The sequence below is a fragment of the Nonomuraea sp. NPDC004702 genome (genome assembly GCF_053601695.1).
On sequence record NZ_JBSGCE010000002.1, the window covers coordinates 346,652 to 366,892 of the forward strand.

General features: G+C 73.8%; 17 protein-coding genes. 10 read left to right on the forward strand and 7 right to left on the reverse strand.

What is annotated here, in order from left to right; genetic code table 11:
* Nucleotides 1-7: 7 nt before the first annotated feature.
* On the forward strand, nucleotides 8-1,033 hold the full coding sequence (locus ACWEJ6_RS04165; protein ID WP_452421101.1) for a hypothetical protein: 1,026 nt from the start codon (nucleotides 8-10) through the stop codon (nucleotides 1,031-1,033).
* 9 nt (nucleotides 1,034-1,042) lie between these two features.
* On the opposite strand, the gene ACWEJ6_RS04170 is transcribed toward ACWEJ6_RS04165, so the two are convergent.
* A complete protein-coding gene (locus ACWEJ6_RS04170) occupies nucleotides 1,043-1,642 on the reverse strand; it encodes a TetR/AcrR family transcriptional regulator (protein WP_397164783.1) in 600 nt (199 codons plus the stop codon).
* 72 nt (nucleotides 1,643-1,714) lie between these two features.
* Here ACWEJ6_RS04170 and ACWEJ6_RS04175 point away from each other — a divergent pair, with 72 nt between their 5' ends.
* Complete coding sequence (locus ACWEJ6_RS04175) at nucleotides 1,715-2,518, forward strand: class I SAM-dependent methyltransferase (protein ID WP_452421103.1); 804 nt, start codon at nucleotides 1,715-1,717, stop codon at nucleotides 2,516-2,518.
* Between the two features lie 118 nt (nucleotides 2,519-2,636).
* Nucleotides 2,637-5,750 (forward strand): DUF7507 domain-containing protein, encoded by a 3,114-nt coding sequence (locus ACWEJ6_RS04180; RefSeq protein WP_452421105.1) that lies wholly within the window; start codon nucleotides 2,637-2,639, stop codon nucleotides 5,748-5,750.
* Between the two features lie 79 nt (nucleotides 5,751-5,829).
* Here the strand turns inward: ACWEJ6_RS04180 and ACWEJ6_RS04185 are convergent, their stop codons facing one another.
* The 5 genes from ACWEJ6_RS04185 to ACWEJ6_RS04205 all read right to left on the reverse strand — a co-directional run bounded on the left by ACWEJ6_RS04185 (nucleotide 5,830) and on the right by ACWEJ6_RS04205 (nucleotide 10,941).
* The gene (locus tag ACWEJ6_RS04185; RefSeq protein WP_452421107.1) at nucleotides 5,830-7,269 is read right to left on the reverse strand and encodes a cation:proton antiporter; all 1,440 of its coding nucleotides are present in this window, start codon (nucleotides 7,267-7,269) and stop codon (nucleotides 5,830-5,832) included.
* A 50-nt stretch (nucleotides 7,270-7,319) separates the two neighbouring features.
* Complete coding sequence (locus ACWEJ6_RS04190; protein WP_452421109.1) at nucleotides 7,320-8,528, reverse strand: MFS transporter; 1,209 nt, start codon at nucleotides 8,526-8,528, stop codon at nucleotides 7,320-7,322.
* 71 nt (nucleotides 8,529-8,599) lie between these two features.
* A complete protein-coding gene (gene hisG, locus ACWEJ6_RS04195; protein WP_387668430.1) occupies nucleotides 8,600-9,487 on the reverse strand; it encodes an ATP phosphoribosyltransferase in 888 nt (295 codons plus the stop codon).
* 43 nt (nucleotides 9,488-9,530) lie between these two features.
* Entirely contained in the window at nucleotides 9,531-10,235 is a 705-nt protein-coding gene (locus tag ACWEJ6_RS04200; protein WP_352349610.1) for an SDR family oxidoreductase, read from the reverse strand.
* Nucleotides 10,222-10,941, reverse strand: coding sequence for a phosphoribosylaminoimidazolesuccinocarboxamide synthase (locus ACWEJ6_RS04205; RefSeq protein ID WP_452421112.1), 720 nt, complete (start codon nucleotides 10,939-10,941; stop codon nucleotides 10,222-10,224). Before ACWEJ6_RS04205 ends, ACWEJ6_RS04200 begins: the two co-directional genes overlap by 14 nt.
* Nucleotides 10,942-11,165: 224 nt before the next feature.
* On the opposite strand from ACWEJ6_RS04205, the gene ACWEJ6_RS04210 reads away from it, so the two are divergent.
* From ACWEJ6_RS04210 to ACWEJ6_RS04230, 5 genes are read left to right on the forward strand one after another with little or no spacing between them, the layout of a single operon-like run.
* Nucleotides 11,166-12,443, forward strand: coding sequence for an aminotransferase class III-fold pyridoxal phosphate-dependent enzyme (locus tag ACWEJ6_RS04210; protein WP_397164772.1), 1,278 nt, complete (start codon nucleotides 11,166-11,168; stop codon nucleotides 12,441-12,443).
* On the forward strand, nucleotides 12,436-13,491 hold the full coding sequence (locus ACWEJ6_RS04215) for a Gfo/Idh/MocA family protein (RefSeq protein ID WP_452421114.1): 1,056 nt from the start codon (nucleotides 12,436-12,438) through the stop codon (nucleotides 13,489-13,491). Before ACWEJ6_RS04210 ends, ACWEJ6_RS04215 begins: the two co-directional genes overlap by 8 nt.
* A gap of 28 nt (nucleotides 13,492-13,519) precedes the next feature.
* On the forward strand, nucleotides 13,520-15,361 hold the full coding sequence (locus ACWEJ6_RS04220; protein ID WP_452421116.1) for an ABC transporter ATP-binding protein: 1,842 nt from the start codon (nucleotides 13,520-13,522) through the stop codon (nucleotides 15,359-15,361).
* A gap of 21 nt (nucleotides 15,362-15,382) precedes the next feature.
* Nucleotides 15,383-17,161 (forward strand): ABC transporter ATP-binding protein, encoded by a 1,779-nt coding sequence (locus ACWEJ6_RS04225; protein ID WP_452421118.1) that lies wholly within the window; start codon nucleotides 15,383-15,385, stop codon nucleotides 17,159-17,161.
* The gene (locus ACWEJ6_RS04230; protein WP_452421120.1) at nucleotides 17,158-17,643 is read left to right on the forward strand and encodes an NUDIX hydrolase; all 486 of its coding nucleotides are present in this window, start codon (nucleotides 17,158-17,160) and stop codon (nucleotides 17,641-17,643) included. Before ACWEJ6_RS04225 ends, ACWEJ6_RS04230 begins: the two co-directional genes overlap by 4 nt.
* Here the strand turns inward: ACWEJ6_RS04230 and priA are convergent.
* Entirely contained in the window at nucleotides 17,640-18,377 is a 738-nt protein-coding gene (gene priA / locus ACWEJ6_RS04235) for a bifunctional 1-(5-phosphoribosyl)-5-((5-phosphoribosylamino)methylideneamino)imidazole-4-carboxamide isomerase/phosphoribosylanthranilate isomerase PriA (RefSeq protein WP_387668414.1), read from the reverse strand. The two genes, ACWEJ6_RS04230 and priA, sit on opposite strands and share 4 nt — an antisense overlap.
* 183 nt (nucleotides 18,378-18,560) lie before the next feature.
* Here priA and hisG (ACWEJ6_RS04240) point away from each other — a divergent pair, with 183 nt between their 5' ends.
* A complete protein-coding gene (gene hisG / locus ACWEJ6_RS04240) occupies nucleotides 18,561-19,427 on the forward strand; it encodes an ATP phosphoribosyltransferase (RefSeq protein ID WP_452421123.1) in 867 nt (288 codons plus the stop codon).
* A complete protein-coding gene (locus ACWEJ6_RS04245; protein WP_452421125.1) occupies nucleotides 19,424-20,230 on the forward strand; it encodes an HAD family hydrolase in 807 nt (268 codons plus the stop codon). The genes hisG (ACWEJ6_RS04240) and ACWEJ6_RS04245 overlap by 4 nt, the downstream gene beginning before the upstream one ends.
* Nucleotides 20,231-20,241 lie beyond the last annotated feature (11 nt).

Below are 20,241 nucleotides of genomic sequence, written 5' to 3' on the forward strand. Positions count from 1 at the left end.
TCCGGGGATGATCCACTTACCTCCCGCCCGAGCCAGGGCCGACGTGCACGTCACCCATCACCAGATCGTGGTCGGCGAGCCGGGCCGCGCCCATCCGGGAACCGTCCCCAACGGACTGACCGCCTCGGCGCCCGGCGCCGCCGTGATCCGGACGGGCATCCACACCGGCGTCGTGGACGTGACCGTACGGCTCGCCGAGACCGCCCCGCCCCTCGACCCCGAGGGCTGGGACGAGAGCGAGGAGGTGGAGCTCGTCACCTTCACCGGCGAGGTGCGCCTGTCCGGCATGATGCACTCCCCGCCGGACGCCCTGCCCCTCCTGACCCCCCAGGGGCCGGGCCGTTACGGCATGCGCGTGCAGGCCCGCGGCCGGGACGTCGACCCGGCCGCGGTGCCGAAGGTGCCGTTCGAGTTCTACCTGGTGACCGTCTGGCCGGTGGAGACCGGGCCGGAGGCGGCGGCGAGGCTCGGCATCGGGGTCGCCGAGGAGCTGGGCCTGCCCGACAAGTCGGCCGACATCCGGCGATGGACGCGCGAGCACGGCCTCCCGCACTCGGAGCGCGGCCGCAAGGCGTCGGGCCGGGACGAGCGGCCCGCGCTGCCGCATCCGGTACGGGTCACAGTGGGGACCGCCGACCACCGGATCCGGATCGTCAACCCCTTCCAGGACACCGCCGTCCCGCCGCCGCTGCCGGACGGGCTGGTCGCCGCCGCCCCCGACTCGCTGCTCATCCGTACGGCCAAGCGCGCGGGACGCGTCGGCCTGCACGTGAACTGGCAGGACGGCCCGCCCGCGGCGGCCGCCCGAGGCTGGGAGGAGAGCGAGGAGGTCGAGTTCGTCACCACCACCGGAGTGATGCGCGTGCAGGGCGTCGCCGACGAGCCGATCGACCTGACGCCCCAGGGCGCCGGGCGGTACGGCCTGCGCGTCCACGGCCGTCGCCGGGACCGGCCGACGCCGTCGAACCAGCCGTCGGAGGCGTACCTGCTGGTCGTGTGGCCCATCGCCCTGGGGGCGGCCGCGGCCCGGTGAGGCGGGGGTTCAGAGCAGGCGGCGCTGGACGGCGTCGGCGATGGCCGTGGTGACGATCCACTCGACGACGGCGGCGTCGGGCGGGTCGTCCTCGCGGCCGGCGAACAGCAGGTGGGCGCTGCCGATCAGGGTGAGCGCGAGGGCGTCGACGTCGGCGTCGACCGCGATGCGGCCCATCTCGCGCTCGGCGGCGAGGTAGGCGGCGATCATGGTCGTGGCCTCGCCGAGCAGCGGGAGGCCGGCCGACCCCGCCTGGCGCAGGCGGGCGCGCAGGCCGTCGCGGGAGATGACGAGGCTGACGACGGCCACGGCGACCGAGCCGAACAGCTCCAGCAGCGCGAGCGTGAGGTTCCCCGCGACGGTGCCGGTGCCCGCGCTGGCCCGCAGGGCGGCGGATTGGGCCTCGACGCGGCGGATGCGGTCGGTCACCAGCTCGGCGAGGAAGGCGTCGAAGTCGGCGAAGTGGCGGTGGAGCACGCCCTTGGCGCAGCCCGCCTCGGTGGTGACCGCGCGGCTGGTCAGGGCGTTGGGCCCGTCGCGGAGCAGGATGCGCTCGGCGGCGTCGAAGAGCTGTTCGCGCACGTCGCGGAGGGCTATGCCGGTGGGCACCGGGCCGGTCTCCTTTCTCGGCGAATCCCGTTCAGGGTAGACGAGTGGGCACGTGCCCATTAGAGTGGGCGCATGCCCACTAACACCTCCGAGAACGAGCCGCACCTGCACCGGCGGATGGCCGAGTCCTTCGGCGCCGACGCCGACCGCTACGACCGCACCCGTCCCCGCTACCCCGAGGAGATGGTGACCCGGATCGCCGAGTCGAGCCCCGGCCCCGACGTGCTCGACGTCGGCATCGGCACGGGCATCGCGGCCCGCCAGTTCCAGGCGGCCGGCTGCCGGGTCTCCGGCGTGGACGTGGACCCGCGCATGGCCGACCTGGCCCGGCGCGACGGCATCGAGGTGGACGTGTCCGCCTTCGAGTCCTGGGACCCGGCCGGGCGCACGTTCGACGCGGTCGTCGCGGGGCAGACCTGGCACTGGATCGACCCGGTCGCGGGCGCGGCCAAGGCGGCCCAGGTGCTGCGGCCCGCAGGCAGGCTGGCGCTGTTCTGGAACGTCTTCCAGACGCCGGACGCCCTGGCCGAGCCCTTCGCCGAGGTCTACCGCCGGGTGCTGCCCGGCCTGCCGGCGCTCGGCCAGGCCGGCCCGGCCGTGGGCATGTACACGTCGCTGCTCGACAAGATCGCCGACGGCGTCCGGGCGGCGGGCGCGTTCGGCGAGCCCGAGCGGTGGGACTACGCGTGGGAGCGCGACTACACCCGCGACGAGTGGCTGGCGCAGGTGCCCACGCACGGCCCGGTCACCGGGTTGCCGCCGGAGCGGCGCAGCGCGCTGCTGGCGGGCATCGGGGCCGCGATCGACGCGGCGGGCGGCGCCTTCACCGTCCACTACGACGTCCTGGTGCTCACCGCCGTCCGGCGGGCTGAGTAGCCGTTACTCATGCGGTCATGGGAACGCGCGCGGACGATCCTCCTCAGAGCGACACCCCAGGAGGAACCACCGTGAGCGTCACACATGGCATGAGAACCGGGCGGAAAGGGCCGGCGCGGTGGCGCGGGCGCTCTCGTTCGCCGCGATCGGCGTGCTGGTCGCCGCCCTGATCCCGGCGCTGGCCACGCCGGCGTCGGCCGCGGCCCCCGGCTTCTCGCTGACCTTCTCCATCGACTATCTCCGCCAGATCGAGGACCCGGACAGCGGAGGCGTCGGCGACGGCGACTACTACCCGAAGGTCAGGATCGCCGACGGCCCGCTCGAAACGGGCCCGCGCATCGAGGACGACGAGTTCGAGCCCCTCGGCCTGCCCGAGGCTCCGGACGGCTGGGTCTTCACCAAGTCCGACCTGCCCGGCGACCAGCCGACCGTGAACATCACCGTCGCCCTCTGGGACTACGACGGCGGCCTCAACACCAACGACGACCGCATGGACATCAGCCCCCAGAACGACGACCTCGACCTCGACCTCGTCTACGACGTGCGCTCGGGCACCCTGTCGGGCGACGGCGTGCAGTTCGGCACGCCGTGCGTCGACTCCCAGGGGCGGCAGAAGGGCCAGACGTGCGCCGAGGGCGACGGCGACCACGGCTTCCCCAGGGACAACGACGGCAGGAAGACCAGGATCGGCTTCACCGTCTCCACCGTGATGCCCGACACCGACCACGACGGCATCCCCGACCTCGTCGAGCTGTCCGGGATCCGTGACCGGAACGGCGGGGTCATCGCCGACCTCCCGGCGCTCGGCGCGGACCCGTGCCGCAAGACGATCGTGCTGCAGGCCGACTACATGGCCGACACCAGGCACTCCCACCGGCCCAAACCGGACGCGATCATCCTGGTCCGGAACGCCTTCGACGCCGCGCCGGTCAAGGCCGAGAACCCGTGCCCGTACCCCGGGACGCACCGGGACGGCGTCGACTTCGTCTACCTCCAGGGCACGCAACTGCCCGAGCAGGCCGCCATGGGCCTGGCCGACGACAGCGACTTCCGCGACGCGCGCACCGCCGACTTCCCCGCCGAGCTGGCCAGGTACGCCCATTACGCGATCTTCGCCCACGACCTCGTCGTCACCACCGCGACCGGGAGCTCGACGTCGCCGGGCACGTCGGGGCAGTGCTGCGAGCCCACCAGGGACAACAACAAGGACTTCATCGTCACCTTCGGCTCGTGGCGGACGATGTGCGTGGCCGACTTCGGCGTGGACTACGGCGGCGACGGCCGGCTCCAGACCGCCGCGGCGGGCGACGACGTGGTGATCGGCACCCAGATCCACGTGGGCCCGGACCGCACGTGCGACACCACCAGCGCGGACCCGACCGACCGGCAGGTGCTCACCGTCGGGACCGGCCGGGACGACGCCGAGGTCGGCACCGTCCAGGACCAGGCCGGGACCATCATGCACGAGCTCGGGCACGCCCTGGGCCTGCGGCACGGCGGCGACGTCAACGACCAGTGGAAGCCCAACTACCTCAGCGTCATGAACTACTTCTTCCAGTCGGGCATCCCCACCGGCCCGCCGCCGCTGCTGGTCAACCAGCTCAGGGACTGGAAGATCGGCGCGATCCGGGTCGGCTACTCCAGCGGCCGCCTGCCCCCGCTCGCCGAGGGCACGCTGAACGAGTCCGCCGGCATCGGCGACGGCACCGACCACACCTTCTGGTGGACCGACAACCTCGCCAACCCCACCAGCACGTTCCGGCCGCTGCGCTCGGCCGCCGGCAACGCGCCGATCAACTGGAACGACAACACCGCCCCCGGCACCGGCGCCCCGCTCATCGACACGGGGACGGTGAACGTGGACGTCAACGCCAGCGGCGGCAGCACGACCCTGCGCGACCACGACGACTGGGCCGCCCTCAAGTACCGGGCCGCGCTCTCGCCCGACGCCAAGGGCTGGGCCTGCAGCAGCTTCCCCGTCTCCGCGCCCACCTGCAGCGGCTCGGGCGGCGAGCCGGAGAAGGAGCTCGACTTCACCGCCGCCGTACGGCAGGAGATGTCGTTCTTCAACCTCTACGACCCCGACATCGTCACCGCCAAGAGCGTCGACAAGCGGGACGCCGAACCTGGCGACACCCTCACCTACCAGGTGAAGCTGGACAACGTCGGCACCGGCCCGGCGGCCTCCGTCGGCGTGACCGACACCCCGCCCACCGGGCCGGCCCAGGCCCGCCAGGTTCCCTACCTCGGCGCCGGACGGTCCACGACCGAGACGTTCACCTACACGGTGCCGTGCGACACGGCCGACGCGGCCGTCCTGACCAACACGGCCACCGCCACCGCGACGGACACCGCCGGCGGCCCCGAGGCCGACACGGGCGACAACACCGCCGAGGCCGCCACCACCGTGCACGCGCCGCGGCTCACCCTGACCAAGACCGCCCCGGCCACGGTGAACGCCGGCGAGGCGATGACCGTCGGGCTGCGGGCGGCCAACGTCGGCAGCGGCAGGGCCACCGGCGTCGTCCTCACCGACACGCTGCCCAAGGAGGTCTACTACAGCAGCGCGCTCGACCGCGGCACCGGCCCCCGGCCCGGCGGGGTCACCCGCAACCCGGACGGCACCACCACCCTGACCTGGACGCTCGGCCCCCTCGACCCCGGCGCGGACGTGTCCGTGGGGTTCACGGCCCGGCCCGGCCTGCTGTTCACGAAGGGCGCCGAGCTGCCCGACACGGCGGCCGCCGCGTACCGGAACGCCAACGGTTGCGTCTACGAGCCTGCCACGGCGTCCGCCACGACGACCGTCACCGAGGTCGCCCCGACCCGCGACCCGCGCTCGCACGGCTACTGGAAGACGCACCAGGAGGCTCGCACCGCCGAGTTCCTGGCCCGCGTCCAGGCCACCGACCAGCGCTTCGACAGCCAGGGGGACGGCGAGCTGGCCGACGCCGAGGCCGTCGCCGCGCTGTCGGCCGGCGGCCCGCAACCGGGGCCCGTCCGGTTCCAGCTGCTGGCCACGCTGCTCGACCTGGCGGCCCGGCAGGTCAACGCGAGCACCCGGCTCGACTCGCCGCTCGTCCGGCGGCTCGGGGTGCGCACGGTCGGCGAGGCGGTCAGGTACGCCTTCGCCACCCTCGCCCTGCCGCCCGGCGGCGCGGCGGCCGGGCGCTACTCCGACACCACCTCGATGCTCGACGAGCTCGTCAACAACCGGAGCGAGGTCTACTGACCCCGCCATGAGGGCCCCGCCATGAGGACGCCGCCATGAGGGCCCGCCACGACGCCGCCATGAGGACGCCGCGGCCGGCTCAGGCCGGTTGCGGCGTCCGCGGCTCGGCCCTGGCCGAGGCGTAGAGGCCGAGGCGGCGCAGGGCCGGCGCGGTCATCATGGTGGTGATCAGGGCCATCAGCACGAGCACCGTGAACGTGCCGGGCGCGATCAGTCCCATGCCGAGCCCGGTGCTGAGCACGACGATCTCGGTGACGCCGCGGGCGTTCATGAGCACGCCGAGGCCGAGCGCCAGGCGCCCCGGCATGCCGCCCGCCCAGGCGATCACCCCGGCCGCGCCCAGCTTGCCGAGGACGGCGGCCACCAGCAGCACCGCCCCGCCCAGCAGCACCACCGGGTGGCCGAACGCCAGATGCACGTCGGTGCGCAGCCCGATCGAGGCGAAGAACACCGGCAGCAACATCGCGCGGTTGAGCGAGCCCAGGCGTTCGGGCACCGCGCCGAGCACGGGGGCGTCGCGGGGGAAGGCCACCCCGGCCAGCAGGGCGCCGAAGATGGCGTGCACGCCGATGGCGTCGGTCGCCGCCGCCAGGGCGAAGATCAGGCCCAGGACCAGCGCGAGCGCGGCCGGAGCGGGCAGCCGGCGGGCGGCATGCCGGGCCGCCAGAGCGGCGAGCGCGGGGCGTACGACGAGGGTCACGGCCAGGACCAGGGCGGCGGCCAGCCCCAGCGAGGTCAGCACGCCCGCCGGGGAGCCGGCGTGCGCGAGGGCGATCACCGCGGCCAGCGCGCACCAGGCGAGCACGTCGGCCAGCCCGGCGCACAGGATCGCCAGCGAGCCAAGCCGGGTGACGGTCAGCCCGGCCTCCTGGAGGATCCTGGCCAGCACGGGGAACGCGGTGACGCTCAACGCCGTCCCGGCGAACAGGACGAACGCCGTGCCCGACGCCGACGGCCCGGCGAGCGCGCCGGCGAACGGGACCGCCGCGACCGCTCCCAGGGCGAACGGCACGGCCGTCATCGCCAGCGCGGCGACCCCCACGACCACGCGCTGCCGGCCGAGGGCGGCCGGGTCGAACTCCCGCCCCACCGTGAACATGAAGACCGCCAGCCCGGCCTGGGCCAGCAGTTCGAGCTGCGGCGCGACCCAGCCGGGCAGGATCAGCGCGGACACCCCCGGCGCCAGCGAGCCCAGCGCGGACGGCCCGAGCAGCAGCCCGGCCACCATCTGCCCCACCACGGACGGCTGGCCCGCCCGGCGCGCCAGGACGCCGCCCAGCGAGGCCAGCCCGCCGATGACCGCCACGGCGAGGAACAGCCGCAGGATCGACTGGGCGGGCGGCACCCCGGCGGGCGCGGCCGGCGCCGCCGGATGCCCCGGCTGCTGCGCGCCAGGCCCGAACACCAGCACCATCGACACGCCCGCCACGGCGATCAGCAGCAGCGCGACCGCCAGGCCCCGGGCCGGGGCGGGCAGCAGGGCCTGTTCGGTGTCGTCGAGCGGGTCGTGTCCGCGCATGGTCGCACCTTCCTGCGTATCCCGCGATGGGCTCCCGGCCCTTCGCCGGGTCAGTCGGCGGCTGGGAGCGGCCGGGCCGCCCGCCGGCCGATCAGCAGCAGGGCGCCGACGGCGGCGACGATGCCGACGGCGATGACGGGGATCAGGGCCCGGTAGCCGAACTCGCTCGCCACCAGGCCGAACAGCGGGGGACCCAGCAGGGAGCCGAGGCTGCCGGCCTGGGCGATGACGCCGTTGCCGACGTCGGCGTGGTCGAGGCGCTCCAGGATGAGGGGGAGCGCGGCGAAGACCAGGGCGCCGAGGAAGCCGTTCTCCATGGAGATGACGCCCGCGCCGGTGAGCGCGCCCCCGGCGGAGCCGCCGGCGTACAGGATCCAGGCGGCCGGCACGACGAGGAAGCCGGACAGGGCCAGCACGCCGACCCGTACGCCCCTGCGCAGCAGGACGCCCACCGCCAGCCCGCCGGCCACGCCGAGCAGCGAGATCACCGAGGTGAGCGCGCCCGCGGCGGCGGCCGAGCGGCCGTACTGCTCGATGAGCAGCGTGGGCAGCAGCACGATCACCGGGATGGTCACCAGCGCCGTCAGGCAGAAGGCCGCGGCCAGCACGCCCGGCCAGGTCAGCGCCCGCGCCCGGGGCACCGGGCCGGCCGCCTGCGCCGCGCCGCCGCGCGGCAGCCGCGCCCACGTCACCGCGGCGACCAGCAGCGTCAGCCCGGCGATCAGGCCGGTCCAGCCGCGCCACCCCAGCGCGTCGCCGGCCGCGCCGCCGGCCAGCGTGCTGGCCCCCAGCCCGACCGGGACGAACGTCGCCCAGACCGACAGGGCGGTGCCCCGGTCGCGCTCGTGGGCCAGGCGCAGGATCAGCGCCGGGCAGGAGATGGTGACCAGGACGTAGCCGACGCCCTCGACGCCGCGGGCGACGAGCAGCCAGGCGAAGTCGTTGGCCGCCATGCTCGCCGCGCCCGCCGCCGCGATCAGGACCAGCCCGGTGACCAGCGACCGCCCGGTGCCGAAGCGGCGGACGAGATAGCCCGCCGGCAGGCCGACCGCGGCCCCGACGCCGACCACCGCCGAGATCACCCAGCCCAGCTCCGACAGCGACAGCCCGAGCTGGGCCGCCATCGCGGGCCCGACCGAGGAGAACTTGCCGAGGCTCATCGCGCCGACGACCCCGCCGACGTAGACGAGCAGGATCGTCAGCCAGGGGGAGCGCCGCGGGGACGCCTCCGTGATCTTCGCCGCCGACCGGGGGTCCATGAGTCTCCTTCGCACTGCGCTCCGCGGGCCAGGGTTCCCACGTCCGATCTTCGCCATGCCGGCGGCGCCGATCAACCCGCTTCCCCCGTGGCGAAGATGCCGATGCCCGACTCGGTGACGTTGACGGCCCCGGCCGACAGCAGCGCGTCGATCGTCTCGGGCACCTCCCGCCTGGGCAGGACGCCCTGGAGCACGACCATGGTCCCGTCCGCGAGGTCGGCGCCCGCGCGCCACGACCGGTCCGGCATCGCGGGCACCACCTCGGCCAGCCGGTCGGCGGGGGCGCGCACGGTCAGCAGCACGTGGGCCGGGCCCACCCAGGCGGCGCGCAGCAGCAGGGCGAGGTTCCTGATCACGCCGCGCCTGGCCGGGTCGGCGTAGGCGGCCGGGTTGGCGACGAGCTGCGCGCCGCAGGTCCGCACGGTCTCGATGACGCGCAGGTCGTTCTGGCGCAGCGAGTGGCCGGTCTCCACGACGTCCATCATGGCGTCGGCCAGCTCGGGGATCTTGGCCTCGGTCGCGCCGTAGGACACGACCACTTCGGCCCGGCGTCCCGCCTCGCGGAAGAAGCGGCGGCCGATGTTCGGGTACTCGGTGGCCACCCTGACCCCGTCGTCGAGGTCGGCGGCGCTGCGGGCGGGGTGGCCGGACGGCACCGCGAGCACCAGCCGCCACGGCCGCTCGGTGTTCCTGGAGTAGTCGAACGACTCCACCACCTCGACCTCGGCCCCGGTCTCCTCCACCCAGTCGGCGCCGGTCAGCCCGAGGTCGAAGGTGCCGTCGCCGACGACCAGGGGGATCTCGCGCGGCTTGTAGAAGGCCACGTGCGACACGCCCGAGTGGTCCACCGTGCCGCGGTAGGAGCGGTCCGAGCGCCGCCGTACGGGCAGCCCCGCGGTCGCGAACAGCTCCAGGGCCCGCCGCTCCAGCGAGCCCTTCGGCAGGGCGAGCGAGATCATGATTCCTCCTGACGGGCGCGGCGGGGACGGCGGGGCGGCGGGGTCACACGTGCAGCAGCCGGTCGATGCCGACGACGGGCGGCTCGGGCAGGGAGGACGGCCGCACCTCGATCTCGCCCACCACGAGGTCGTCCGGCCAGGAGTCGACGATGGTGGCCACGCAGCGGGCCACCGACCGGGTGCTCATCTTGTGCGGCGAGCCGTCGCCGTCGAGGTTGGCGATGGCGCCCGGCGAGACCAGGCAGGCGCGCACCCCGTTGCGCCGCTCCTCCAGCAGCAGCGTCTCGACCAGCGCCTTCAGCCCGGCCTTGGTGGCGCTGTAGGCGGCCCCGCCCTCGAAGTACCGCGTCCCGGCGTGGCTGCCCATGGCGACGAACATCCCGCCGGCGGCCCGCAACGCCGGCAGGACGGCTTTGAGCAGGTGGAAGCAGGCGCTCAGGTTGATCGCGACCAGCCGCTCCCAGTCCTCGGCGCGCAGGTCGGCGATCGGGTCGAGCACCCGGTCCACCGCGTTGGACACGCAGACGTCGAGCCGGCCGGCCGCGCCGAGCACCTGGGCGGTCGCCTCCGCGATCTGCGCCGGGTCCGCCAGGTCGCACCTGTGCTCGCCGAGCCAGTCCTCGCCCGCGAGCGAGCGGTTCAGGGAGAAGACGCGGTAGCCGCGCTCGCGCAGCTCCTCGGCGATGGCCCGCCCGCTGCCCCGGTTGCTGCCGGTGACCAGCGCGGCCGGGGTCTCATGTGATGACATCGAGGACGCGGCTCCACTGGTTCACGATCTCCTCGCCCGCCACGCCGTCCCGGAACAGGTCCTTGTCCAGCGGGGAGCCGTCCTGGTGGCGCAGGCGCATGCAGTCCTGGGAGATCTCGGAGATGACGGTCAGCCCGCCGTCGGCCGTCTTGCCGAAGATGAGGCAGAAGTCCCACACCTCCAGCGGGCGCAGCCAGGACCGCAGCACGTCGTTGACGGCGAGGGACAGCTCGCGCATCTCCTCCACCGGCAGGCCGAGCGCCCGCAGGTAGTCCTCGCCGATCGGCTGGTCCTCGGGGTCGGTCCGGTAGTCGAACTTCACGACCGGGCGCGGCAGCGGGGCGCCGTCCTCGAACAGGCCGGGGTACTTGCGGGTGGTCGATCCCGTGGCCCGGTTCTTCACGATCACCTCGAACGGCGGCGCCGGGCAGTAGTCGGCCACGTACGAGTCGGCCGAGACGCGTTCCCGGAACGCGCACGGCACGCCGGCGTCGGCCAGCCGGGCCGCCGCCCTTTCGTAGAAATCGAGCCGGAGCGGCCCGGTGCGCTCGACGATTTCATCGCGGTGGTACGTGAAACTGCGCAGGCTGGGGATTATCTGCACCAGGCACCGCCCCTCGGGCAGCAGCCACAGACGCTTACTGCGCCCGACGATATCCGGCTCGCCCCGGCCGGCCGGAGTTCCCGGATCTGATCCGTTATCCACGTCGCCTCCATCCGCCGACAATGGCCCACACAACTTGATATTGCGGGCACCTCGCTGTCAAGGCGGCGTGACCCTGGAAAAAGGAGCACTTGACGTGGCTCTCGCGGTCTTGATATGTCGTCCGCCCTTGCCTGGAGCACTGGAAGAAAGAGTACTTGACGGGTCCCGGCGACCGGACGGTACTGTCTTCAGAAATTGAAATTCCGAGCCTAATTAGAATCCCAATGGGGGGAGGATCGTTGTCGGAATATGAGCGCATAGCTCACTCGAAGATCACGCGTAAGTTCAGGTCCGCGGGGCAGCAGCTCTTGTTCTCGCGGGGGCGGCGGGGCGAGGTGTCCGACGCGAACGGCGTACCGTACATCGATTTCGTCATGGGTTATGGCCCAGTGATAATCGGTCACGCGGACGCCCAGTTCAACGAAATTCTCTGTGGTTATCTCGGCAACGGAGTCATGCTGCCGGGCTACACCACGTTCCACCAGGAATACCTCGACCGGCTGCTCGGCGAGCGGCCCGGCGACCGCGGCGCGTTCTTCAAGACCGCCTCCGAGGCGGTCACCGCCGCCTTCCGGCTGGCCGCGATGCGCACCGGCCGGCTCGGCATCATCCGCAGCGGCTACGTCGGCTGGCACGACTCCCAGATCGCCGACTCGCTCAAGTGGCACGAGCCGCTGCACTCCCCGCTGCGGGAGAAGCTGCGCTACACCGACGGCATGCGCGGCGTCGGCGAGTCCGAGCCGGTGGCCAACTGGGTGGACCTGCGCCTGGAATCCCTCGCCGAGCTGCTGGAACGGCACCGCGGCCGGCTGGGCTGCTTCGTCTTCGACGCCTACCTGGCCTCCTTCACCACGGCCGACGTGCTGCGCCAGGCCGTCGCCATGTGCCGCGAGGCCGGCCTGCTCACCGTCTTCGACGAGACCAAGACCGGCGGCCGCATCTCGCCCCTCGGCTACGACCACGACAACGCCCTCGGCTCCGACCTGATCGTGATCGGCAAGGCGCTGGCCAACGGCGCCCCGCTGAGCATCCTGGCCGGTGACGCCGACCTGCTCGCGCTGGCCGAGAAGGCCCGCCTGAGCGGCACGTTCTCCAAGGAGATGATCGCCGTCTACGCGGCGCTGGCCACCCGCGACATCCTGGAGAAGCCCGTCGGCGACTCGCCGGACGGCTGGGCCGAGCTCGGCCGGATCGGCACGCAGGTGGCCGCCGCCTTCACCGCGGCCGCCGCGGACGCCGGGGTCGAGGCCCTGGTGGGCGCCCGTCCGGTGCTCGGCGGCGGCATGTTCGAGCTCGTCTACCACGACGTGGGGCTGCTGGGCGACAAGGAGCGGCGCGAGTCGCTGCTGGCCGAGCTGGCCGGGGTCGGCATCCTGCTGCTCGAAGGGCACCCGTCCTTCGTGTGCCTGGCCCACCGCGACATCGACTGGGGTGACCTGCGCGACCGGGTGCGGCAGGCGTTCGAGGCGTGGAGCGCGCCCGCGGGGGCCGGCCGTGGCTGACCTCCTGCGCCTCGCCCTGGTCGGCTGCGGCCGCCAGATGCAGCAGAACCTGTTCCCGTTCCTGCAACGCATCCGCGGCCACCAGGTCGTGGCCTGCGTCGACCCCGACCTGTCGCTGGCCGCCGACGTGCAGTCGCTGGCCGGCGGCGCGACCTGCGTCTCCTCGGTGGACGAGCTCGACCTGGAGATGGTGGACGCCGCCGTGCTGGCGGTCCCGCCGGAGCCGTCGTACCTGCTGGTCCGGCAGCTCGCCGAGCGCGGGGTGGACTGCTTCGTCGAGAAGCCGGCCGGGCCGTCCACGCCCGCGCTCCAGGACCTGGAGCACGTGGTGCGGCGCAGCGGGCGGCACGTCCAGGTGGGCTTCAACTTCCGCTACGCCGAGACCCTGCAGCGGCTGCACGAGCTGAGCGAGGAGATCCGGGCCACGCCGTGCTCGGTGACCATCGACTTCTACAGCCGCCACCCGTCCGCGCCGCAGTGGGGGGTGGACACCACCCTGGAGGCGTGGATCCGGCACAACGGGGTGCACGCCCTCGACCTGGCCCGCTGGTTCGTGCCGTCGCCGGTCGTCCAGGTGGACGCGCACGCCATCGCCGGCGACGCCGACCGGTTCCAGATCAACCTGTTCCTGCGCCACCACGACGGCTCGCTGTCCACGCTGCGCATGGGCAACCACGTCAAGCGGTTCATGGTGGGCGTCACCGTCCAGGGCATGGACGGCAGCCGGTACAGCGCGCCGTCGCTGGAACGGGTGACGCTCGAACTGTCCGACGGCGTGCCGTACGGCCAGGAGCTGCACGCCACCCGCAACCTGGACCACGGGTGGGGGCGCAGCGGCTTCGGGCCGGAGCTCCAGGCGTTCGTGGACGCCTGCGCGCAGCGGTCGGCCGAGCCCCAGACGGGCGGCCGTCCTCCGGTCAAGGGCGTGCCGTCGGTCTCCGACGCGCTGGCCGCCTCCGCCCTGTGCGACCGGGTGATGGCCGAGCTCAACACCGCCGCCACGAACGGCCTCGGCCTGCTGACCGGGTCCGTCCGGGCCTCGGCCTAGGCCGGGCCGCCGACGAGGAGGGGGAGGAATGACCGAGCGGGCGCGACCGGCCGCGGGCGGGCGGCCGGTCGCGTCGCGGGATCCGGCCGGGTCACCTGATCCGGCCGCCACGCGGGATCCGGCCGCCACGCGGGATCAGGCCGCCGCACGTGATCGGGCCGGGTCGCGGGGGGTGGGCCGGTGGATCGCCGGTCACCTGCGCCGGCACCGGCCGTCGCTGCTGCTGTTCACCGTGGCCGCCGCGGCGGCGAGCCTGTGCTCCACGCTCGTCCCCGTGCAGATCGGCGCGGCGTTCGCCGAGGCCACCGGCCCGCGCCACGACCTCGGCGCGGTCGGGGTGGCGGCGCTGGCGGCCGCGCTGCTGGCGGCCGGCCGGTTCGTCGCCGACCTGCTGTCGAACGGCTCGATGGAGGTCGTCGCCCAGCGCGTCAAGCGGGACGTGCGCGACGAGCTGTACCGCAGCCTGCTCACCAAGCGCATGGCCTTCCACGACCAGCAGCGCATCGGCGACATCCTGGCCCGCGCCATCAACGACGCCAGGCTCGTCGACTACATGCTCAGCCCCGGGGCCGCCACCGCCGCCAACGGCGTGCTGGCCCTGCTGGTGCCGATCCTGTTCATCGCCTCGCTGGACCCGCGGCTGCTGCTGGCCCCCGGCGTGCTGGTCCTGGTCTTCGCCTACGCGCTGCGCTACCACCTGCGCCGGCTCTACCCGCTGGTCATGCGCACCCGCGAGACCTTCGCCGACCTCAACGAACGCTTCTCCACCACGCTGTCGGGCATCGCCACGGTCAAGGCCGCCACGCAGGAGGACTTCGAGCGGCACGCCCTGAGATCGGCCGCCGCCGCCTACCGGGACGCCTTCGTCCGGCGCGGCCGGGCGCAGGCGGTCTACCTGCCCGCGCTGAGCTTCGCCCTCGCCATGGTGACCGGCTCCCTGCACTCGCTCTACCTCTACTCGCAGGGCGAGCTGGCGCTGTCCCAGGTGGTGACCTATCTCGGCTGGCTGCTGCTGTTCGCGCAGCCCGTCACCATGTCCGAGCAGGCCGTGCCGGTCATCCAGGAGGGCTTCGCGGCCGCCGCGCGCATGCGGCAGATCATCGACGGCGCCCCCGGCGAGCGCGAGGACACCCGCGGCGGCACGGCCGCCGTCGAGGGCACGATCACCTTCGACCGGGTGTCGCTGCGCCACGAGGGCCGCGACATCCTGCGCGAGGTCTCCTTCCACCTGCCCGCCGGCCGCACCCTCGCCGTCGTCGGCCCCACCGGCAGCGGCAAGAGCATGCTGATCAAACTGGTCAACCGCATGTACGACGCCACCGAGGGCCGGGTGCTGATCGACGGACGTGACGTGCGCGAGTGGGAGCCGGGCGCGCTGCGCCGCCAGATCGGCCACGTGGACCAGGAGATCTTCCTGTTCTCCAAGAGCGTGCTGGACAACATCGCCTTCGGCGCCCCGCACGCCGCCGGGTACGAGGACGTCCTGCGCGTCGCCAAGCAGGCGTGCGCGGACGAGTTCGTCCAGGGGATGGCCGACGGCTACGCCACCGTGCTCAACGAGGGCGGCACGACGCTGTCCGGCGGGCAGCGGCAGCGGCTGGCCATCGCCAGGGCCCTGCTGACCGAGCCGCGCATCCTCACCCTCGACGACGCGACCAGCGCCGTGGACGCCCGTACCGAATCGGCGATCACCGAGGCGATCGAGCGCGCGACGGCGGGCCGCACGACGGTGCTGGTCTCGCACCGCCCCGGCCAGATCCGCCGCGCCGACCTCATCCTGCTGCTGGACGGCGGCCGGGTCGTCGACCAGGGCTCGCACGACGAACTGATGGCGCGCTGCGCGCTCTACCGGGAGATCTACAGTGGCTGACGCCCAGGATCGGCGGCGCCCGTGAGCGACCTGTTCGCGGGCCTGCACGCCGACGCCTACGACCGCGTGTACGGCAACCGCCGCCTGCTGGCCCGCATCCTGCGGCAGCTGCGCGCCCACCGCGCCGGCATGATCGGCTCGGCCCTGCTCGTCGCGGGCTCGGTGCTGCTGACCGCCTCCGTGCCGATCGTCGTCTCGCGCCTGATCGACCAGGCCGGCGGCGGCAGCGGCCCCGGCCTGCTGCTGTGCCTGTTCGTGGTCGCGGCGGCGGTGCTGGCCTGGGCGATGAACTGGGCCCGCCAGGCGATCACCGCGCGGCTGGTGGGCGGCATGGTCTACCAGTTGCAGTGCGAGGCCGCCGACGCCGCGCTCGCCAAGGACGTCGCCTTCTACGACGAGAACTCGGTCGGCAAGGTGCTCAGCCGGGTCACCGGCGACACCGAGGGCTTCGGCTCGGTGCTCACCCTCACCCTCAACCTGATCAGCCAGCTCTTCCTGGTGGTGCTGCTCGGCGGCGTGGTGTTCTGGATCGACCCCGGCCTCGGCCTGGTCATCCTGGCGGCGCTGCCGTTCCTGCTGGGCACCGCCCTGGCCTTCCGCCGGGTGGCCCGCACGGCGGCGGCGGCCACGCGGCGGGTGATGGCCAAGGTCAACGCCAACGTGCACGAGACCATGCTCGGCATCGCGGTCGCCAAGAGCTTCGGCCGCGAGCGGGCCGTCCACGACGACTTCGACGACGTCAACCGGCTGTCGTACCGGGTCTACGTCCGGCAGGGGCTCATCTACGCGGTCATCCTGCCGGTGCTGACGCTGCTGGCGGGCCTGGCCACGGCGGTCGTGCTGTACCAGGGCGGGCGGTTCGCGGTGATCGGCAGGCTCTCGGCGGGCGAGTGGTACTTCGCCCTCCAGGCGCTCGGCATGCTCTGGCAGCCGGTCACCCAGGCCGCCTCGTTCTGGAGCCTGTTCCAGCAGGGGCTGGCCGCCGCCGAGCGGGTGTTCGCGCTGATCGACAGCGACCACGCCGTCGTCCAGAGCGGCAACGCGCCGGTGACCGAGCTGACCGGCGCGATCGAGGCGCGCGGCCTGCACTTCCGGTACGGCTCCGGCGCCGCCGTGTTCCGCGACTTCGACGTGCGCCTCGCCGCCCGCGAGACGGTGGCGGTCGTCGGGCACACCGGCGGCGGCAAGTCCACGCTGGCCAAGCTGATCGCCCGCGCCTACGACTTCCAGGGCGGCGAGCTGCTGGTGGACGGCCGCGACATCCGCACCCTCGACCTGCGGGCCTACCGGCGGCGGGTGGGCGTCGTCCCGCAGCACCCGTTCATCTTCGCCGGCACGCTCGCCGAGAACATCGCCTACGGCCGCCCCGGCGCCGGCCGCGACGACGTCGTCCGGGCCGTCGAGCGGATCGGCCACCGCGTGTGGGACCGCAGCATGCCGATGTCCCTGGACGACCGCCTGGCCGCCGGCGGTCAGGGCGTGTCGGTCGGGCAGCGGCAGCTCATCGCCCTGGCCAGGATGTTCGTCCGCGAGCCGGACATCCTGCTGCTGGACGAGCCGACCGCCAGCGTCGACCCGCTGACCGAGCGCGGCATCCAGGACGCGCTGGCCCGGCTGTGCGCGGGCCGCACGGTCGTGGTGATCGCCCACCGGCTGTCCACCATCCGGCGCGCCGACCGCGTCCTCGTGCTGCACGGCGGCGAGATCGCCGAGCAGGGCCGGTTCGACGAGCTGCTGCGCCGCGACGGCCCGTTCGCCGAGCTCTACGCCACCTACTACGCGCACCAGGAGACCGCATGACCTGCGCCCCCCATCCGGCGGAGTTCGAGTCGATCCAGCGGGAGGCGTCCGCCACGGGCGTGCGCTGCGTGGTCGGCGCCGTGCTGTTCAACCCGCTCGGCGAGGTGTTCCTGCAACGGCGGGCGGCCCACGTGCGGCTCTTCCCCGGCTGCTGGGACATCGTCGGCGGGCACGTCGAGCGGGGCGAGACGCTGTGCGCGGCGCTGGCCAGGGAGATCGCGGAGGAGACCGGCTGGCGGCTGCTGCGGGTGGGCGGCCTGGTGGACGTCTTCGACTGGACCGGCGGCGACGGCGGCCTGCGCCGCGAGATCGACGTGCTGGCCACGGTCGAGGGCGACCTGACCCGGCCCGCGATCGAGCAGGACAAGTTCGACGAGGCCCGCTGGCTGGACGGCGACGCCCTGCGCCGCCTGGCCGCCGAGTCGCCCGGCTCGGGCATGGTCGAGCTGGCCCTGCGCGCGCTGGCCATGCGGCCGGTCTAGGACTCCGGTTTGCGTACCGCGTCCAGGGCCTGTCGCAGGGTGAACCGGCCGGCGTACAGCGCCTTGCCCACGACCACGCCCTCGACGCCGAGCGGGGTCAGGGAGGAGACGGCGCGCAGGTCGTCCAGGCTGGAGATGCCGCCGGAGGCCACGACGGGCCGCCCGGTGGCGGCGCAGACGTCGCGCAGGAGCTTCAGGTTGGGGCCGCCGAGGGTGCCGTCCCTGGCGATGTCGGTGACGACGTACCGGGCGCAGCCGGCCGCGTCGAGGCGGGCCAGGGTCTCGTACAGCTCGCCGGCGTCGCGGGTCCAGCCGTGGCTGCGCACGGTGGTGCCCCAGACGTCCAGCTCGACGGCCACCCGGTCGCCGTGCCTGGCGATGACCTCCGCCACCCACGCCGGACGCTCCAGCGCGCCGGTGCCGAGCACCACCCGGCCGCAGCCGGTGGCCAGCGCCGCCGCCAGGCTCGCGTCGTCGCGCACGCCGCCGCACAGCTCGACCGGAATGTCCAGGGCGCCGACGACCTCGGCGATCCGCGCCCGGTTCGAGCCGGTGCCGAAGGCGGCGTCCAGGTCCACCAGGTGCACCCAGTCGGCGCCCGCGTCCTGCCAGGCCAGCGCCGCGTCGAGCGGGTCGCCGTACCAGGTCTCGGATCCCGACTCGCCGCGCAGCAGGCGGACGGCCCGGCCGCCGCGCACGTCGACGGCGGGCAGGAGGGTCAGGCATGTGGACACTCGTCGTTTCCTCTCCCGTGAACCCCCCTTTTCCATCATCGCGAACACTGGTCAGGAAGCGAAGTCAACCTTCGGCCACCACCATGGTTCACTTGCCGCCACCCGCCCGGACGGGAACGCTTGCCGGTGCGCGCCGCACGCCCAGTCGCCGGGGGCCGGTCCCCCTGTTCCGAGGAGGACTGCATGGTCTCGCTCGCGCTGCCCAAGGGCACGTTCCTGGAGCGTCCCGTCCTCGACCTGTTCGCCGCGGCCGGGCTGGAGGTGCGCCGGCCGTCCGAGCGCAGCTACCGGGCGAGCATCACCTACGACGGCGGCGTCGAGGTGGCCTTCCACAAGCCGCGCGAGATCCCGCTCGCCGTGGAGCGAGGCGTCTTCGACTTCGGCGTGACCGGCACCGACTGGATCGAGGAGACCGGCGCGAAGGTCGAGCTGGTCGAGGCGAGCGGGTGCGTGCCGCCCTGGCGGCTGGTGCTCGCCGTCCCCGCCGGGCATCCCGCCGTGGACGCCGCCGGCCTGCCCGCCGGGGCCCGGGTCGCGACCGGCTTCCCGAAGATCTCCCGGCAGTTCTTCCAGAGCGTGCCGCTGCCGGTACGGATAGTCCCGTCGTTCGGCGCCACGGAGGCCAAGGTCCCCGAGCTGGCCGACGCCGTCATCGAGACCGACGGCCCCGGCTCCGCCCTGGACGAGCACGACCTGCGGGTCGTCGCCACGTTGCGCACCTGCTTCCCGCAGGTCGTCGCGAGCCCCGCCGCCTGGCGGGACGCCCGCAGGCGCGCCGCGATCCAGCGGGTCGCGCGGCTGCTGGCCTCGGTCGACGGGGGAGCGGCCCACGTGCTGCTGACCGTGCGCACCACCATCCGCGACCTGCCGCGGGTGGCCGGGTCGATGCCGGAACGGTCCTGGCGGGCCGGCACCGGCCTGACCGAGAGCCTGGTGGTCGTGCAGGGGCTGGCGGCCCGGCGCGGCCTGGCCGAGACCATCGGCGGCATCCTGGCCGCCGGGGCGCTCGACGTCATCGAGTCGCGCGTCGGGAAGGACGTCACGCCGTGAGCCGCCGGATGATCGTGTGCGACCTCGACGGGACGCTCCTGGACTCCCGCGGCCAGGTCTCCGAGCGCACCAGGACCGCCGTGCGCCGGGCCCGCGCCGCCGGGCACGTGTTCGTCATCGCGACCGCGCGGCCGGTCCGCGACACCCGCCCGGTGGCCGCGGCCCTGGACCACGCGGCCGTCGCCGTCTGCGGCAACGGCTCGATCACCTTCGACTTCGGCAGCGAGGAGGTGGTCGACTACCGCCCGCTGGACCGGCAGCCGCTCGCCGCGACGCTGGCGCTGCTGCGCGACCGGTTCCCCGGCGTGCGCCTGGGCGCCGAGTGCCGCCTCGAACTGCTCCTGGAGGACGCCTTCCACCTGCCCGAGCCGCTGGCCCGCGACGCGCGCCGGGTGCCCCGCCTGGAGCACGAGATCGACCGGCACGACGTCGGCAAGCTCATGGTCCAGCTCGAAGGCGCCGCCCGCCAGTACTACGACACCGTGCGCGGGCTGCTGACCGGCTGCGAGGTCACCATCTCGGCCGACGTGTTCTGCGAGGTCATGCGGTCCGGCGTGACCAAGGCCGCGGCCCTGGAGTCGATGGCGTCCCGGCTCGGCCTGGGCAGCGCCGACGTGATCGCCTTCGGCGACATGCCGAACGACCTGCCCATGCTGACCTGGGCCGGAACCGCGGTGGCGGTGGCCAACGCCCATCCCGCCGTGCTCGGCGCGGTGGGCGAGGTGACCGCCTCCAACGACGACGACGGGGTGGCCGCGTGGCTGGAACGGCACGCCATGGCCGATTTCTCAGAGAAGTATTGACGCTTGTCTGA

Excerpts from the sequence above, each read along its gene's own strand:
- ACWEJ6_RS04165 (WP_452421101.1), top strand. The coding sequence starts at position 8 with ATGATCCACTTACCTCCCGCCCGAGCCAGGGCCGACGTGCACGTCACC.
- ACWEJ6_RS04175 (WP_452421103.1), top strand. The coding sequence starts at position 1,715 with ATGCCCACTAACACCTCCGAGAACGAGCCGCACCTGCACCGGCGGATG.
- ACWEJ6_RS04185 (WP_452421107.1), bottom strand. The coding sequence starts at position 7,269 with ATGCGCGGACACGACCCGCTCGACGACACCGAACAGGCCCTGCTGCCC.
- ACWEJ6_RS04190 (WP_452421109.1), bottom strand. The coding sequence starts at position 8,528 with ATGGACCCCCGGTCGGCGGCGAAGATCACGGAGGCGTCCCCGCGGCGC.
- hisG (WP_387668430.1), bottom strand. The coding sequence starts at position 9,487 with ATGATCTCGCTCGCCCTGCCGAAGGGCTCGCTGGAGCGGCGGGCCCTG.
- ACWEJ6_RS04200 (WP_352349610.1), bottom strand. The coding sequence starts at position 10,235 with ATGTCATCACATGAGACCCCGGCCGCGCTGGTCACCGGCAGCAACCGG.
- ACWEJ6_RS04210 (WP_397164772.1), top strand. The coding sequence starts at position 11,166 with ATGGGGGGAGGATCGTTGTCGGAATATGAGCGCATAGCTCACTCGAAG.
- ACWEJ6_RS04220 (WP_452421116.1), top strand. The coding sequence starts at position 13,520 with ATGACCGAGCGGGCGCGACCGGCCGCGGGCGGGCGGCCGGTCGCGTCG.
- ACWEJ6_RS04230 (WP_452421120.1), top strand. The coding sequence starts at position 17,158 with ATGACCTGCGCCCCCCATCCGGCGGAGTTCGAGTCGATCCAGCGGGAG.
- hisG (WP_452421123.1), top strand. The coding sequence starts at position 18,561 with ATGGTCTCGCTCGCGCTGCCCAAGGGCACGTTCCTGGAGCGTCCCGTC.